This window comes from uncultured Algoriphagus sp. (assembly GCF_963974835.1).
In the GTDB taxonomy this organism is placed as follows: domain Bacteria; phylum Bacteroidota; class Bacteroidia; order Cytophagales; family Cyclobacteriaceae; genus Algoriphagus.
On sequence record NZ_CAXBET010000001.1, the window covers coordinates 135,672 to 151,113 of the forward strand.

Sequence of the window (15,442 nt, forward strand, 5' to 3'; positions counted from 1 at the left end):
TATGGAAAGAGACGGGTATTTCAGCAGAAAAAAGGAAGTAGCACCGCTTGAGTCAGCCTTCAATGATCTTCTCAAAGCATATAGGTTAGAGGGTAAATTTAGAGAGAAATCACTTGTACATGACTGGGTGGACCTTGTGGGTAAAACAATAGCAGACAGGACAACCTCTGTTTTTATTCGTGACAAAAAACTTTTTGTAAAGCTGAGCTCTGGGCCAATAAAGAAGGAATTATTGATGAATAAAAGTAAAGTCCTCACACTTATATATGAGAAATATGGAAATGGAGTCATCGAAGATCTTATATGCTTGTAGGTAAGTTCTCCTAATCTTTAATCTATCCGATTTAGACTTTTTAACATCTCACAAAGATCGGTAAATTACCTCCTTTTACTATTTTCCATTCCGAATGAGTATTATTGTGGACCCGCATCCATGATCAAACTACCAACAATCCATATAGGAAAGCTTAGCTTACTGCTAGCCATTTTAGTTTGGCTTGCTTTGCTATTTGTGGACTTGGTGAGACTTGTTGGGATTATCAATCAACTGGATTCTGGTATCGCTATAGAATTCACTTGGATATTACAGATCTTATTTTTTATAACTGTCTACAGTTTTTATAAATATTCAATCACTAAAAACGCTCAAAGTGATTTCCTAAATCTCATTTGGAGAGGTGCTTCCACGGGAATTTTTGCGATAGCTATTGTGCTAATTATTGAACTGTTTTTTACCTCACTGGGTGAAAGTAACTTAAGTAAAGACCCATTCTTAAAATCATTCTTTTACCATGTCCGCTTTGGGTTGCTGACCATTTTTCTTATTTCCACCTCATTGCTTTGGCAGCACTTGATACTATACCAAAAAACCAAGCGTGTAGTAAACCAGTGGCAGGCCTATGAAATAGCGCTACTTGTATCCATGTTTCTTGTCTTTTTTGATCGGGAAGCATATGAATATAGCTTCTTTTTCGGGCTTGCTCTTTTAGGCGTATTGGCAGTCATTCTTTCAACTAATTTAAAATGGATCCCATACCTCACCTTTAAAGAGAAGTGGAAATCTTTACTTTTCCTCTCTATCATCATCGTTGCTCTTGGATTTCTTCTTTGGTATACTTTTTCACGTGAATCAGAAAGCTCTTATCCGGTTAATTTGACAGGAAATTTATTTCTGATTTCTTTATTTTGGTTTGTATTAGTATATGCCGTTCTAAGCTTTCTGGTCACCCTTTTTAATCTTCCTACCTCCTCAGTTTTCGAACAAAAATTGACTGAAGCGATTAATTTTCAACGCCTAAGTCAGTCCATTCAACCGGAAGAAAACGAGGAGCAAGTATTGGATATTCTGATGGATTCGTGTATGAGCGCTGCATATGCAGACGCAGCCTGGCTGGAAATGACCAGCAAAGAATATCCTGATGGTTTTATTCAGGAGAAATTTATTGATAAAAAAACTAGAGAAGAGATTTCAGAGTTGATCCTGCAACAAAAACCTGAACAAGATTGGCAATCGAATAAGCGCCAAGAAAATATTATTCCCATTTTCCTCAGGTTAGGTCATCCAAGGTACGAGTCAGTACTCGTACTTCCCTTAATTATCAATAAGTCCATTATTGGCAGAATCGTACTTTGCAAGGAAGTACGGGATGGATTCAATAAGGAAATGTTGAACATCATTACCACATTTGGTAGTCAGGCATGCATTGCAGTAGAAAATCACCGTTTACTCAATCAAGCTATTCAAAACGAACGCTATCAGGAGGAATTAAAAATTGCCCAGCGCGTTCAAAAATCCCTTCTTCCAACAAAATTGGATCATAATTACTCGTTTGATATTTGTGCTTATTCCAATGCAGCGGACGAAGTTGGAGGAGATTATTACGATACTTATAAACTGGATGAAGAAAGGTATGTGTTGATTATCGGGGACGTATCTGGTAAGGGAACTTCCGCGGCCTTTCACATGTCACAGATGAAAGGAATATTTCAAAGTCTTATTCAGTTGGATCTGAGTCCCAGCGATTTTATGATAAAATCTAATGCTGCCTTGAGTAAGTGCCTGGAAAGGAACCATTTCATCACAGCTTCGATTTTTATCATTAATACTGCACAACAAACCATCTGTCATTCACGTGCAGGACATGTGCCAACTCTATTTCATCAGAAAAACCTTAATAAATCAGAATATTTGGAGATTGAGGGCCTGGGACTTGGGATTTTAAGAAACATGCAGTACGAAAAACACGTTGTGGAAAAGACATTTACCTATGACCCAGGAGATGTTTTAGTCCTGTTTACAGATGGTATTGTAGAAGCAAAAAATGATAAATCGTACCAATTTGGGTATGAGCGTATCAGAGCACTATTAGAAGTAAATCACGAATTAAGCCCCCGAGACCTTCAAACGAAAATCATGGATTCCCTGCACTCCTTTGTAGGTGGCGATGGGTTGATAGATGATGATTATTCTATGATGGTGGTAAAATTCAATTAATAAATTATGAAAGCTAAAAAATGCTAACCATAGAAACCCAACAAGAACATGGACATCATATTTTGCTCCTTCGGGGCGAAGTGGATGCCAGTAACTCTGTGATACTGGATGAAGCAATTACCAACCTGGTTGCTCAAGGTAGTAGTTCTATATTGGTAGATGGTGCAGGGTTGGAATATATATCTTCCGCTGGGCTTGGTGTCTTCATGTCCTATTTGGAGGATTTTCAGGAAAAAGGAATTGATTTAAAAATCTTTTCTCTTTCCGACCGCGTCTTTGAAGTGTTTAGGATTTTAGGCTTGGACCAACTCATTCCTATCTATCCGGACAAAATAACAGCTCTCAGTACCTGAAATGAATCGTCAGATGAGAATATCCTGTCAAACTACCGCTCTCTCCGAGCTTAGGGTCTTTTTAAAGAAGACCTTAGGGGAGTTACCTATGTCTGACATTGACCAGCACCAGATCACACTGGCCGTAGAAGAGGTATGCGCTAATCTGATTATACATTCCCATAAGTGTAATGCACTGGACTACATAGAACTAAATATCAAGCAAAATCCTGGCAAATTGATTTTCGAGATAACAGACGAAGGTAAAGCCTTTAACATGCTTGATTATGAAGCTCCAGATCTCAATAAAGTAAAAGGAGAAAAGCGAAAGGGAGGTTTAGGCATAATTTTGGTCAGAAAGATCATGGACGAAATCGAATTTGAGACTAATAAGGGTACTAATATCTGCCGCCTAATCAAGTGGTTTCAGTCCTAATTCTTGTTAAATGCTTAGTATTCGGGGCATTTGGCTTAAAATCCTAATAAATTTGTAAAATTGCATTCTTATTCTGCTATTTCACACATGACTAACCGATCCGTTTCGGCATTTATACTCATCATCCTCTTAGCATTTGAATCCTCTGTCACCGCGATGGCTTTTGTTCAGGCAACTGGGCAAGATGACCCCTTATTGACCATAGGAGGTAAACCTGTAGATAAAGATGAATTAATTTACCTCCTCTCCAAGGGCAATAAGTCTGAACCTGGCACTCCAGGTATGTCCAGAGATGAGTTTGATGAAAATCTTGATCTCTTTATCAATTATAAGCTAAAAGTGAGAGAGGCTGAAGCAAAAGGTTTGGATCAGACTGATGAATTTCTTCGTGAGTTTGAATCTTTCCGCGAAAATCTTAAAGCTCCTTTTCTTATTCGCAACTCTTTGGAAGAAGGCGAGCTACGTAAAGCTTATTCCAGAATGCAGGAAATAATCCGTGCAAGCCATATTCTACTTCAGTTTCCTCCTAATGCTACAAAGGATGACAGCCTGATTGTATTGCGTATGGCTTTGAAACTGGAGGAGGAAATCAAAGATGGAGGTAATATTACAGAGTTGGCGGTAGATTATTCGGATGATCCTTCCGCCCAAGTTAACAAAGGAGACCTCGGATATTTTACAGCTTTGCAGATGGTTCAACCATTTGAAGACGCATCCTATAATTTACAACCCGGACAGGTTTCTAGCCCAGTATTGACAAATTTTGGATATCATATTATAAAAGTTCAAGATAGGCAGCCTAATCCTGGACAGGTTCGGGTTTCGCATATATTGGTGAGAATCGATGAGGACTTGCCAGGTAGTCAGGATCTTGCAAAGCGTAAAGTCGCTGACATATATAATGAGATTCAGAAGGAAAGTACTATTTGGGAAGATATCGTTAAAAATTATTCTGAAGATCCTGCTAGTAGCCAAAAAGGAGGAATGTTACCTTGGTTTAGCGTGGGATCGATGATTCCTGAGTTTGAAATAGCTGCCTTTTCTTTAACTGAGATTGGTGAAGTCTCCCCACCTATACTCACTCGTTATGGATACCATATTTTAAGATTAGAGGATAAAAAGCCTGTTGAAAGCTTTGAATCCATGGAAGAAAGTATCCGTTCGAGGATTTTAAGAGACTCCCGCTCCACGATGATTCAGTCTCAGGTAATGGCTATACAGAAATCCAGATATAATTTCGACGAAAACGAAATCAATGTATCCAAACTAAGATCGGAACTAAACAATATTTCCAAAAGCGCATTTAACCAAACTTTAACCGAAAAAGGTTTGGCAAGTAGCCTACTTTTTTCTTTACAAGGGAAAAGTTATACTGCTCAGGATCTGGCTGATTTTATGGATGCTGAAGACATTACTCTCAGAAGTAAAACGGGTTTATTTGATGCTTGGTACGAACGCTTCGCCGCATCGGAACTGAATAAAGCCGAAGAAGCAGATTTGGCCACGAATAACAAGGAGTATCGTATGCTGCTGAAAGAATACAAGGATGGAATTTTATTATTTTCTCTAATGAACGATGAGGTCTGGCAAAAAGGCCTCCTGGATTCTCTAGCTCAGAAAAAATTTTACGAAAAACACATTGAGGATTATCAATGGGCAGCCCGAGCAAATGCGTATATCGTAAAAGTTTTGGATATGACTCAATTAGATGCAGCTCGGAAATTACTTCAGGACAAACCACTTACAGATGAGTTAATAACTGCATTTGAAAGTGACTTTCAAGCCTCAAATCCATTGGCATTTCAAACAGAAAAAGGAAACATCGAATATCGTGAACACCCTGTATTGTCTAAAGCTGATATGAATGCCAGCTACCAGGAACTTGAAGCTAATGGACATTTAAACATTGTACTTATTGGCGAAAAGACTCCTGCTGGGGCAAAAAAATTCGAAGAAACGCGTGGATTGGTGATACGGGACTATCAGGAATATTTGGATAAAAGTCTCATTGAATCATTGCGTAAGAAATACCCGATCAAAGTCAATCCAAAAGCTAAAGAGGAAACTTTCATAGCTCTGAATCAGTAATAATCACAAAAAATAAACCGCTGCATAAGTTTATTAATGCGGCCAAATACCAATGAAATTGCTAAATCGACTTACTTTCACTCTAATTGCCAGCTTGCTGATTACAGCATCATTTGCACAAGAAGCACCTCCCACTGGACAAGTTCTTGACAAAATTGTGGCAAAAGTGGATAATTATATCCTACTGGAATCAGACGTGCAAAAAGCATATATGGAGGCATTAGCCCAAAATCAGCAGGGTGGCGAAGCTCCAACCAGGTGCGAGGTTTTTGAATCTCTGATGATCAATAAATTGATGGTCGCAAAAGCGGAAGTAGATTCTGTCATCGTCACGGATGCAGAAGTAATGCTTCAGACAGAACAACGATTCAGCATGGTAATGCAGCAGTTTGGCGGAGACGAAAACACACTTGTGGAAGCTTATGGTAAGACTTCTGATCAACTTAAAGCTGAAATTGAGGATGTGATTCGGGAGCAATTGATTGTACAGCGTATGCGTAGCCAGATCACAGAAGGATTGACAGTTTCTCCTAATGATGTAAGACAGTTTTTCAACAGCATAGCGAAAGATTCACTTCCTCTATTTACTTCAGAAGCCACAGTGGGCCAAATTGTAATAAAACCTGAAGTAAATCCTAAGACCAAAGACGATATCTTCAATCAATTAAATCAGTTTAAAAAAGATATAGGAGAAGGAAAAGCTGACTTTGCCGATCTTGCTAGGCAGTATTCTGAAGATCCCGGATCTGGATCTCAAGGAGGTGATTTGGGCTTTTTCAGAAGAGGAGAATTGGCTCCAGAATTTGAAGCAACAGCATTAGCTCTTAAGCCAGGCGAATTAAGTGATCCTGTCGAGACAGCATTTGGGATTCATTTGATCCAATTATTGGAAAGACGTGATGGATCGTTCAACACGAGACATATTTTAAGGATTCCAAAGGCAACTGCAGAAGATATCGAAAAATCGGAAAGGTATCTCGATAGTCTTAAAACCGAAATTGAAGAAGGTAGATTGGATTTTGCCAAAGCTGCCAAAGACTTTTCAGATGACAGAACTACATCGGATAACGGTGGCTTTTTCACCGATCCCGCTACTAATTCCAATCGCCTTTCCTTACGAACATTGGAAGACCCTTTACTTTTCTTCATGATCGATACCATGCAGGTTGGCAATATTACTGAGCCTATGCAATTCGAAGATCCTCGAGAAGGTACTAAAGTGAGAATCCTTTATTATAAAGCAAAATATCCAGCTCATCGTGCCAATATGGAAGATGACTATGAAAAGTTAAAAGCAGCGGCTCTTCGCAAAAAAGAAGATGATCTTCTTAGCAAATGGTTTATTACAGCTAAGGAGGATATTTTCATTGACTTGGATCCTGCCTACGATCGATGTAATGCACTCGCTGAGAAGTAATGAAAATGCCCGAGACGAACCTCGGGCATTTTTTTTACTTCATTGTAAGTAGTGATTTTAAAACCACAAATACGGGATGATAATTATAGGATGTCTGACTTCTTAATACAAGAAAATACGTCTGCTTAAATACTTTGGATTAATCTAAATATACTTTTCTATTTCTTGCCAAGTAGCGCTTTTAGCGCTAATCCCATTTGCTTTAATCCTTCTTTGAAGAATCCTTTAGACTCCTCGAGCTTAGGCTTTAAATCATCAGTTCGCTCCTTAAATTCCCGCTCCAAAATCTCCTTACCTTTTTTGAATTCAGCCTCCAGGGTAGTCTTATTATCCTTCAATTCCTGGATCTTCCTTTCAATATCCTCTTTCGCGTCCATACCGGCATCTGCCCCTTTCTGGACTAGTTCTTCTATTTTATCACCAATTTCCTTAAGTACTTTTTCAATGTCTTGAGTGTGGGATTTCTTTTCTTCCATGAGGGCAGCTAGTTAGTTGAACTGATACCATTCAAGATAAATACTTTTTCTTGAATGCCACTTTCTTAGCCTGAAAATGAATTGAAATTCTTAATTATCAACGGATTCACCATTTGTTTGCTTTTCGTAAAGCTCCGCATACACTCCTTTTTGCCTCATCAACGAATCATGATTTCCCCGCTCTATTACTTTGCCATCATCCAAAACAATAATCTGATCTGCTAGCTTAGCAGAGGACACCCGGTGGGAAATTATTATGGAAGTACGGTTTTGCATAATATTCTTAAGCGCTGTTAAGATCACATTTTCTGTTTTGGTATCCACCGCAGAAAGGCAGTCATCCAGAATAAGAATTTTTGGTTCCTTAGCAATGGCTCTGGCAATAGATACTCGCTGCTTTTGTCCTCCGGAAAGTGTAATTCCACGTTCACCCAGCATAGTCTCAAATCCTTTAGGGAACTCAACAATATTTTGATAAACGTCCGCATCCTTAGCAGCTTGCTCGATAATAGCTGGATCAGACTCTTCGATACCAAAAGCGATATTATTCCCAATACTATCTGAAAACAGAAAAACATCCTGTGGTACATAGCCTATTTGCCTGCGAAGATCCGAAATATCATATCCTGTAATTGGATTACCGTCGATCTTGATCACACCTCCAATAGGATCATACATTCGCATCAGAAGATTTGCGATAGTTGATTTTCCAGAGCCTGTAGTTCCAATAATTCCGAGCGTCTGTCCCTCTTTAATCTGGAAGCTCACATCTTTAAGCGCGCGGATTCCCGAATCAGGATAGGTAAAAGAAACGTTCTCCACCTCCACTGTTCCATGGATATTTGCTTTAATATTGTCAGTACTTAAAATATCATTTTTCTGATCCAAAAATTCATTAATACGAGTTTGGGAAGCTGCCGCACGCTGCACGATACTCGTCACCCAGCCTAAGGAAGTCACAGGCCAAGTCAGAATATTTACATATAGGATAAATTCAGCAATTACTCCATAACCTATTTCCCCGCTGATAACCTGCAGGCCTCCTACATACACTGTAGTGATCGTAGATACGCCTACCAAGGCCATTATAATGGGAAAAAATAAGGCATTTACTCTAGTGAGTCGTATTGACTTAACTTTATAATCTTCGCTTGCTATAGCAAAATCATTGGCGCTGTCACTTTCCCTGACGAAAGCTTTTAATACACGGATTCCAGAAAATGCCTCTTGCACAAACGTGCTCAGTCCGCTTAAGCTACGCTGTATCTTCTCGGATCGCTCATTGATCATATTATTTACATAATATATACTCAGAGAAAGAACCGGAAGTGGCAATAGCGCATACAGGGTAAGCATTGGATTGACCATGACCATGTAGGTAATCACTAGCGGAAAGAGAATTAAAAGGTTTAAACCGTACATTATAGCCGGTCCAAGATACATCCTTACCCTACTTACATCCTCTGTAATTCTAGCCATCAGATCTCCTGTGCTATTCTTCCTGTAAAAACTAAGTGGGAGATTTTGATAATGCTCATAAATCTCATTCTTCATGTCGTATTCTACTTTTCTGGACATGATTATGAGCGTCTGACGGATAAAAAACAAAAACACACCTCTCAGCAATGCCATCACTAAAATCAAAACTCCAAAGACCAGAACGAATTTTAGGAAAATATCCTTTGCCTGTTCACCCATTCCACCCTGCTCTAAAGGGCGATAAATAGAAAAACTTTCAACCACATAATCTATTGCTAGTCTGACCAGTTGGGCAGGAATAATTACGAAAATGTTAGATATCACCGTAAAAACTATCCCCAAAAGGATTAAGCCCTTGTATTTGTACAAATACTTATTAAGTCGCCAAAGTGGTTTCACCAAATAAAAATTTTAAAATGAAGGAATTAGATTAGGAAAACTGGGTATATTAATCCTTTGAAGGCCAATAAAAGTATTTAATTTTGTATTGGCTATATACGCAAGGAGTACCCCAAATATAACACATTCTAAAAAGCTAAGTTCACATGTTAGAGATTAAAGCTACCGAAACAGTAAGTGAAGGTTCAATCTTTGGCCAAATCACCACGATGGATCACGAACAATTAGTGATCTGTAATGATGAAGCAACCGGCCTTAAGGCATTGATCGGAATTCACAACACCACTTTGGGCCCTGCGCTAGGCGGAACCCGTATGTGGCCCTATTCCTCAGAAGAAGAAGCGATTACTGATGTACTCCGCCTTTCCAGAGGGATGACATTTAAAAATGCCCTTGCCGGGCTCAATCTTGGAGGGGGTAAAGCAGTGATTTTGGGTGATCCCAAATTAAAGAACGAAGCTTTCCTTAGGCGTTTTGGCAGATTTGTACAGAGCCTTGGTGGTAGATATGTGACTGCTGAGGATGTGAACATGAACACGTCTGACATGGAACACATAGGATTGGAAACCCGGCATGTTACCGGACTTCCAGAGATCAAAGGAGGAGGTGGCGATCCTTCGCCTGTCACTGCCTATGGTGTATACATGGGAATGAAGGCTGCCGCAAAAAAAGCATTTGGATCAGACTCTTTGGAAGGTAAGAGAATCGGAGTTCAAGGTGTAGGACAAGTTGGCAAATACCTAATCGAGCATTTGGTAAAAGAGGGAGCCAATGTGCTAGTAACTGACATCTTCGAAGACAAACTACAGAAAGTCGCAAAAGATACAGGAGCTCAGGTGGTTCACCCAAGCGTGATTTATGATTTGGAAATGGATATCTATTCACCTTGTGCGCTTGGCGCAACTATCAATGACCAAACTATTGACCGTTTAAAATGCGCTGTAATTGCCGGAGGAGCTAACAATCAATTGAAAGATGAGGCTAAGCATGGTAGAATGCTGGTCGAAAAAGGTATCGTGTATGCTCCGGACTTTTTGATCAATGCGGGCGGTGTTATCAATGTTGGTGCTGAATACTTTGGCAGTTATAACAGAGAAACTGTTTACAAGCAAACAGAAAAAATATTCGATACCTGTTTAGGAATTTTGAATAAATCAGAAAAGGAAAATATCCCTGCTCAGCAAGCGGCTATCGAGACTGCAAAAGCAAGAATAGAAGCTATAGGAAGAGTGAAGCTTTCTTTTTAAGCGTTATAACTTCTTTAACAGAACCACCGGGAATAGCTTCCGGTGGTTTTTTTGTCCCTTATATCTAGGTGATAGCCACCTCAAATTACCTATATTTGCAACTCATTTCTAAGACATGCTAAACAGAAGAATTCTCAGAGTAAAGGCTTTTCAAAACCTATATGCATATGAACAGTGTAAAGGATCAAACCTGAACATTGCAAAAGATTTTATCCGAACATCTTTTTTGCCTGATTTGAACAGTATGGAGGTGCAGGATAAAACGGCACTTAACAAAGAGGCAGAAGAAGCAATCAAGCTTTTTGATCAAAACCTTACTTCAAAAGATTTGCTTAAATCCAGTGAGGCTAGCCGCAAAGTAAAACAAGCTGTATTGGATGCTTTGAAACAATTCCATGATTCAAATGAAAAGGATCATCAGTTTCTGTTAAAGAACATGGTGGTTTCAGCTGAGCGAATTCCTCAGTTATATTTATTAGCTGTTGAGCTTTTACAGGCATTTGCAAAACATGTAGAAAAAGAGATCGAAAAGAAGAAGAAATTCTCAGGAAATAACCCAGTTGCATTTGGCAATGAACTAAATCTTCCGAATAACCAAGTTTTGGCAGCTCTACGGGATTCTGATTCCTACAGAGCGGCTATCGCAAGGCACAATGTAAACCTGGACGATGTGGAATTGGAAATCAGGGAGTGGTTTAGAGATTATGTAAAGCCTTCTGAATACTATCAGACATATCTCCAACTTGAAAAACCTACGATAGAGCAGGATTTTGAATTAGCAGATGATTTACTGAAAAAAGTTCTTTTTAAAAATGAGGTAATCCTGAATTTCTTCTCAGAAAAAGATTTAAACTGGACTGAGGATAAATCTGTAGTCAGAAGCTTAGCTTCGAAGGTTTTGAAAAATGCGGCTAACCTTCATGAGGAAAATGAAAGTCAAATGCCAGAGATTGCAATGAACTGGGACGAGGATAAGGAGTTTTTTCAAAATATCTTTAACTTCACCATTGAAAATGATGCTGAAAGTAAAGCATTGATCACTCAAAAGACCAAAAATTGGGATATTGACAGACTTGCTTTTACAGATAAAGTAATCATCTCTATGGCTATTGCGGAAATGAAAAATTTCCCAAGCATTCCAGTTAAAGTAAGTATAAACGAGTACATCGATATCTCTAAGACCTATAGTACACCAAAGAGCAAGCAATTTGTCAACGGTTTGCTGGATGTCATGGCAAAAGAGTTAACCGATAACGGAGAAATCCGTAAGAGTGGTAGAGGACTTTTGGACAATAAATAATAAAACTATGAGCAAGAGCAGTAATTCACTCATCGCATTTCTAATAGGAGCAAGTGCAGGCGCAGCAATAGGAGTACTTTTTGCACCTGACACTGGAGAAAACACCCGTGATCGACTATCTTTTAAGCTTTCTAAATACAAGAAAGAATTGGAAGAGTTGATTGACGACTTGGTCGATGGAAAAGAAATGCACCTTAATGAAGCAAAGACTGAAGGCAAGCGTGTAATCTCCGAAGCAAAAAACAAGGCTGAGAATTTGCTCAGCGATGTAAATAAATTAATAGATCAAATCAATCAAGGAAATAATTAATCGTTATGAAAATCAACGTAATGAATGTAGCGGTACTTTCCGTTGCACTTGCATTGGCAACCTCATGTAATCAAAAGAGTGACCAGGATGCTAAGATCCAAGCGCTGGAGGATAAAATTGCGCAATTAGAAACAAATAACACTGCAGTGACTCCTGTCAATGCGCAAGCTACCCAGACAGCCGATCCAGCTACATTGGGTCAGTTTGAGTTCCCAGAAATGGAATATGACTTTGGAAACATCAACGAAGGTCAAGTAGTAGAGCACTTGTTTAAATTTACTAATAATGGACAAGCTCCATTAGTAATCTCTAACATCACTGCTTCCTGCGGATGTACAAGCCCTGACTGGTCTAAAGCACCAGTGAAACCAGGAGAAGAGGGATTTGTGAAAGTAGTCTTCAACTCCAGCTCAAAGTCAGGCGCACAAGCTCCTACCGTAAGCATCCAGGCTAATACCAACCCTACTGTGACCCGTTTAAGACTGAAAGGTACAGTAACTCCAAAAATTGCAGGCGCTGCTACACCAGTGGGCCCGATTAAAAGATAATTATGATTTCTACAGTATTAGCTCAAGCTGCCGCAGGGGGTAGTGGGATTTTAGGACAGGTTTTCTTATTTGGCTCTATCATCCTGATCATGTATTTCTTTATGATCAGACCACAGCAAAAGAAGCAAAAGGAAAGCAAGAAATTTATTGAAGAAATTAAAAAAGGAGATGAAGTAGTTACCATTGGTGGCCTTCATGGCAAAGTATTTTCAGTTGAAAGTGATGCCGTGATGCTTGAGCTTGATCGAGGACTGAAAGTCAAAGTGGAAAAATCCGCGATCTCTTTAGACTTTTCTAAAAAAACAGAAACAAAAAAATAAATTGAATTTTGCCGGAAACTAAAAAATCCTCCCATAGGATTTCTCCCAAGAAACTCTCTAATCTAAAAGTGGTAGTCCTCTGCATAGCAGCAGCTACCACTTTTTGGATTTTAAACGCCCTCAATAAGGACGACTACAATACTGTGGTTGATTTTCCGGTAGAGTTGATTTATGATCAAAGCGAGTTCGTTGCGGTTTCGGGTTTACCAAAGACATTGGAAATAGAAATATCAGGAAATGGATGGGACTTACTCAGAAAGTATTTCAATTTTAACAACGATTCCTACCCTGTAGAACTCAGTAGTCCGGCCGCAAAAAATTACATTCTCACTGCTGATCTGAAACGATCTCTAGGAGAATTTCTTTCACCCACTCAGTTAATATCAGTCCTTCAAGATTCCCTGAAGTTTGATATTGATAGAATCAAAACAATCAAAGTAAAGCCGGTCCTGGATTCATTAAGCTTTGCAATGGCTAAAAATTATCGAATCATTGATGAGATCTCTTTTAGCCCCGAAACGCTTACTATCAAAGGCCCAAGTTCAATTGTAGACAGTTTGCCTGAATATTTTCCGATTCTACTGGACGAGGGTCGGATTAACAAACCCATTGATAAGGTAATTTCCTTAGATGTGCCAGACTCATTAAGTGAATTACTACAAATAGAAGAAGAGGACATACGCGTTAAATTTAATGTCATTGCTTTTTTAGAAGGAAATAAGCGCTTAAAAATCAACAAAATAAATTTCCCTAAATCAGTCACTCTTGAAAATGAAGATATAGTAATAATGATTTCTTACTTAGTCGACGAGAGAAAAGTTGGTGAGTTAAAAGAGTTAGAATTTGAAGCAGTCCTGGATTATTACAAGCGAAATAAAGAAGACAGCACGATTAAAGTTCAAGTGAAACCGATGCCGGATTACCTGGACAAGGTCGTTATTTCACCTGAAATACTAAAGCTCAACTATGAGTAACTTTGCCCCTATTTTAGTAGGTATAACGGGTGGAATCGGCTCTGGAAAATCCACTGTGGCAAAGATTTTTTCAATCTTGGGAATTCCAATTTATTCAGCTGATGATCGTGCCAAGTGGTTGATGGGAAATAATGAACTCCTTAAAACCCAACTTATAGAAGCTTTTGGCGAACAAGCGTACCAGGCTGATGGAAAGCTAGATCGATCCTTCTTAGCTAAAACAGTTTTCTCTGATCCCGAAAAAGTCAAGGTGATCAATTCTCTTGTTCACCCAGTGGTGGGAAGGGATTTTTTAGAATGGGCTTCATCTCAGGATTCACCCTATGTGCTCAAAGAAGCCGCTTTGATCTTTGAGACAGGTGGTGAAAAAACATTAGATTTTGTGATTAATGTAAGCTCCCCGCTTAAGGTCCGGATTGCCAGGACAATGTTAAGAGATCCTTTTCGCTCTGAGGAGCAAATAAATCAAATTATCAACCAGCAACTTCCTGACGAGCAGAAAAATGAATTAGCGGATTTCGTAATTAAGAATACAGATAATAAGCTCTTGATTCCACAGGTTTTGAAGATTCATCAGCAACTTATTTTAAAGAAATAGAATTTTTTTTCAGTAAAAAAAAGTCATAATAATTATTTTCCCTCCTTAAAAAGTAATACACTTTTCAAACTATCAAACCAACAATCAAATTGGTGTGATAATAAAAAACAAAACATAAACAGATGAGAGGATACAACCCTAAGGAATGGCTTCAGGTAATATTTTTTATTCAAAAATCTGATACTCTGATCAAGCTTGGGCCGTTCTTGGTCATCATTTTTATCTACTCACTAGGTATAGCTTGGCTTGAAATGGATTATCTCAAAATAGGCGAAAATAGCTGGGTACAGAATATCCCCATTATGCATAGCTTGTTGAGCTTTGTAATCTCAATGCTCCTCGTCTTTCGCACTAATACTGCTTACGATAGGTGGTGGGAAGGAAGGAAGCTTTGGGGACAACTGGTAAACAATAGTAGAAACCTCGCACTAAAACTCGCTGGGATACTGGATAATTCTGATGAAGAATCCAGAAAATTTTTCCGAAGAACTATCCCGATTTATGCTTTTTCACTTAAAGAACATCTTCAGTCCAAAGTGACTTTGTACATGTTGGACGATAAGGAAGACAAATACATAAAACCTGAAATAGATCCAGAAAAGCATGTGCCTAATCAGGTGGCAAAATTAATGTTTGCCAAGGTTAACGATCTGTACATCTCAAAAAAGATTACAGGTGATCAACTAATTGTCCTGAACCTAGAGTTGATGTCATTCACAGATATTTGTGGTGCGTGCGAGCGAATTAAAAACACACCCATACCCTATTCCTACAGTTCATTTATCAAGAAATTCATCTTGGCATATGTTGTTACCTTGCCCCTCGGTTATGTTTTTTCGCTGGGTTATTATGCTGCACCCATCGTTACCTTTATATTTTATGTTTTAGCGAGTTTGGAATTAATTGCGGAAGAGATAGAAGAGCCTTTTGGAACAGATGCCAATGATCTGCCTATGGGTAAATTGTCTTCCAATATCCAAAAACACGTGGAAGAATTGATCTAGTCAGATTCTTTAACTTTGTA

Annotated in this window: 16 protein-coding genes; 14 read left to right on the forward strand and 2 right to left on the reverse strand. The window is 38.8% G+C overall.

What is annotated here, in order from left to right:
• Position 1 precedes the first annotated feature (1 nt).
• The 6 genes from AACZ73_RS00665 to AACZ73_RS00690 all read left to right on the forward strand — a co-directional run bounded on the left by AACZ73_RS00665 (position 2) and on the right by AACZ73_RS00690 (position 6,767).
• Positions 2-313, forward strand: coding sequence for a DUF721 domain-containing protein (locus AACZ73_RS00665; RefSeq protein ID WP_339874508.1), 312 nt, complete (start codon positions 2-4; stop codon positions 311-313).
• Positions 314-433: 120 nt separating this feature from the next.
• A complete protein-coding gene (locus tag AACZ73_RS00670; RefSeq protein WP_339874510.1) occupies positions 434-2,494 on the forward strand; it encodes a SpoIIE family protein phosphatase in 2,061 nt (686 codons plus the stop codon).
• Positions 2,495-2,514: 20 nt separating this feature from the next.
• Positions 2,515-2,847 (forward strand): STAS domain-containing protein, encoded by a 333-nt coding sequence (locus AACZ73_RS00675; RefSeq protein ID WP_339874512.1) that lies wholly within the window; start codon positions 2,515-2,517, stop codon positions 2,845-2,847.
• A gap of 13 nt (positions 2,848-2,860) precedes the next feature.
• Positions 2,861-3,262, forward strand: coding sequence for an ATP-binding protein (locus AACZ73_RS00680; RefSeq protein ID WP_339874514.1), 402 nt, complete (start codon positions 2,861-2,863; stop codon positions 3,260-3,262).
• Between the two features lie 87 nt (positions 3,263-3,349).
• Positions 3,350-5,350, forward strand: a complete 2,001-nt coding sequence (locus AACZ73_RS00685; RefSeq protein ID WP_339874516.1) for a peptidylprolyl isomerase — start codon at positions 3,350-3,352, stop codon at positions 5,348-5,350.
• 52 nt (positions 5,351-5,402) lie between these two features.
• A complete protein-coding gene (locus AACZ73_RS00690; protein WP_339874518.1) occupies positions 5,403-6,767 on the forward strand; it encodes a peptidylprolyl isomerase in 1,365 nt (454 codons plus the stop codon).
• Positions 6,768-6,925: 158 nt separating this feature from the next.
• Here the strand turns inward: AACZ73_RS00690 and AACZ73_RS00695 are convergent, their stop codons facing one another.
• Both AACZ73_RS00695 and AACZ73_RS00700 read right to left on the reverse strand, forming a co-directional pair.
• Entirely contained in the window at positions 6,926-7,243 is a 318-nt protein-coding gene (locus AACZ73_RS00695; RefSeq protein WP_339874520.1) for a hypothetical protein, read from the reverse strand.
• Positions 7,244-7,333: 90 nt separating this feature from the next.
• The gene (locus tag AACZ73_RS00700) at positions 7,334-9,121 is read right to left on the reverse strand and encodes an ABC transporter ATP-binding protein (protein WP_339874521.1); all 1,788 of its coding nucleotides are present in this window, start codon (positions 9,119-9,121) and stop codon (positions 7,334-7,336) included.
• A gap of 146 nt (positions 9,122-9,267) precedes the next feature.
• Here AACZ73_RS00700 and AACZ73_RS00705 point away from each other — a divergent pair, with 146 nt between their 5' ends.
• From AACZ73_RS00705 to AACZ73_RS00740, 8 genes are all read left to right on the forward strand, one after another.
• The gene (locus tag AACZ73_RS00705; RefSeq protein ID WP_339874523.1) at positions 9,268-10,368 is read left to right on the forward strand and encodes a Glu/Leu/Phe/Val dehydrogenase dimerization domain-containing protein; all 1,101 of its coding nucleotides are present in this window, start codon (positions 9,268-9,270) and stop codon (positions 10,366-10,368) included.
• 115 nt (positions 10,369-10,483) lie between these two features.
• Positions 10,484-11,668 carry a transcription antitermination factor NusB gene (nusB, locus tag AACZ73_RS00710; protein WP_339874524.1) on the forward strand — a complete coding sequence of 395 codons (1,185 nt, stop codon included), beginning with the start codon at positions 10,484-10,486 and terminating at the stop codon, positions 11,666-11,668.
• A 7-nt stretch (positions 11,669-11,675) separates the two neighbouring features.
• Complete coding sequence (locus tag AACZ73_RS00715; RefSeq protein WP_339874525.1) at positions 11,676-11,978, forward strand: YtxH domain-containing protein; 303 nt, start codon at positions 11,676-11,678, stop codon at positions 11,976-11,978.
• 5 nt (positions 11,979-11,983) lie between these two features.
• A complete protein-coding gene (locus tag AACZ73_RS00720) occupies positions 11,984-12,526 on the forward strand; it encodes a DUF1573 domain-containing protein (protein WP_339874526.1) in 543 nt (180 codons plus the stop codon).
• Between the two features lie 2 nt (positions 12,527-12,528).
• The gene (gene yajC, locus AACZ73_RS00725; RefSeq protein WP_339874528.1) at positions 12,529-12,846 is read left to right on the forward strand and encodes a preprotein translocase subunit YajC; all 318 of its coding nucleotides are present in this window, start codon (positions 12,529-12,531) and stop codon (positions 12,844-12,846) included.
• 8 nt (positions 12,847-12,854) lie between these two features.
• Positions 12,855-13,820, forward strand: coding sequence for a YbbR-like domain-containing protein (locus AACZ73_RS00730; protein ID WP_339874530.1), 966 nt, complete (start codon positions 12,855-12,857; stop codon positions 13,818-13,820).
• Positions 13,813-14,418, forward strand: a complete 606-nt coding sequence (gene coaE / locus AACZ73_RS00735; RefSeq protein WP_339874531.1) for a dephospho-CoA kinase — start codon at positions 13,813-13,815, stop codon at positions 14,416-14,418. The genes AACZ73_RS00730 and coaE overlap by 8 nt, the downstream gene beginning before the upstream one ends.
• 122 nt (positions 14,419-14,540) lie before the next feature.
• Positions 14,541-15,422, forward strand: a complete 882-nt coding sequence (locus AACZ73_RS00740; RefSeq protein ID WP_339874532.1) for a bestrophin family ion channel — start codon at positions 14,541-14,543, stop codon at positions 15,420-15,422.
• The last annotated feature ends 20 nt before the right edge of the window (positions 15,423-15,442 follow it).

Coding starts and splice junctions, on each gene's coding strand:
- AACZ73_RS00705 (WP_339874523.1), top strand. CDS start 9,268: ATGTTAGAGATTAAAGCTACCGAAACAGTAAGTGAAGGTTCAATCTTT.
- AACZ73_RS00715 (WP_339874525.1), top strand. CDS start 11,676: ATGAGCAAGAGCAGTAATTCACTCATCGCATTTCTAATAGGAGCAAGT.
- AACZ73_RS00680 (WP_339874514.1), top strand. CDS start 2,861: ATGAGAATATCCTGTCAAACTACCGCTCTCTCCGAGCTTAGGGTCTTT.
- coaE (WP_339874531.1), top strand. CDS start 13,813: ATGAGTAACTTTGCCCCTATTTTAGTAGGTATAACGGGTGGAATCGGC.
- AACZ73_RS00695 (WP_339874520.1), bottom strand. CDS start 7,243: ATGGAAGAAAAGAAATCCCACACTCAAGACATTGAAAAAGTACTTAAG.
- AACZ73_RS00665 (WP_339874508.1), top strand. CDS start 2: ATGGAAAGAGACGGGTATTTCAGCAGAAAAAAGGAAGTAGCACCGCTT.
- AACZ73_RS00685 (WP_339874516.1), top strand. CDS start 3,350: ATGACTAACCGATCCGTTTCGGCATTTATACTCATCATCCTCTTAGCA.
- AACZ73_RS00740 (WP_339874532.1), top strand. CDS start 14,541: ATGAGAGGATACAACCCTAAGGAATGGCTTCAGGTAATATTTTTTATT.
- AACZ73_RS00720 (WP_339874526.1), top strand. CDS start 11,984: ATGAAAATCAACGTAATGAATGTAGCGGTACTTTCCGTTGCACTTGCA.
- AACZ73_RS00675 (WP_339874512.1), top strand. CDS start 2,515: ATGCTAACCATAGAAACCCAACAAGAACATGGACATCATATTTTGCTC.
- AACZ73_RS00690 (WP_339874518.1), top strand. CDS start 5,403: ATGAAATTGCTAAATCGACTTACTTTCACTCTAATTGCCAGCTTGCTG.
- AACZ73_RS00670 (WP_339874510.1), top strand. CDS start 434: ATGATCAAACTACCAACAATCCATATAGGAAAGCTTAGCTTACTGCTA.
- yajC (WP_339874528.1), top strand. CDS start 12,529: ATGATTTCTACAGTATTAGCTCAAGCTGCCGCAGGGGGTAGTGGGATT.
- nusB (WP_339874524.1), top strand. CDS start 10,484: ATGCTAAACAGAAGAATTCTCAGAGTAAAGGCTTTTCAAAACCTATAT.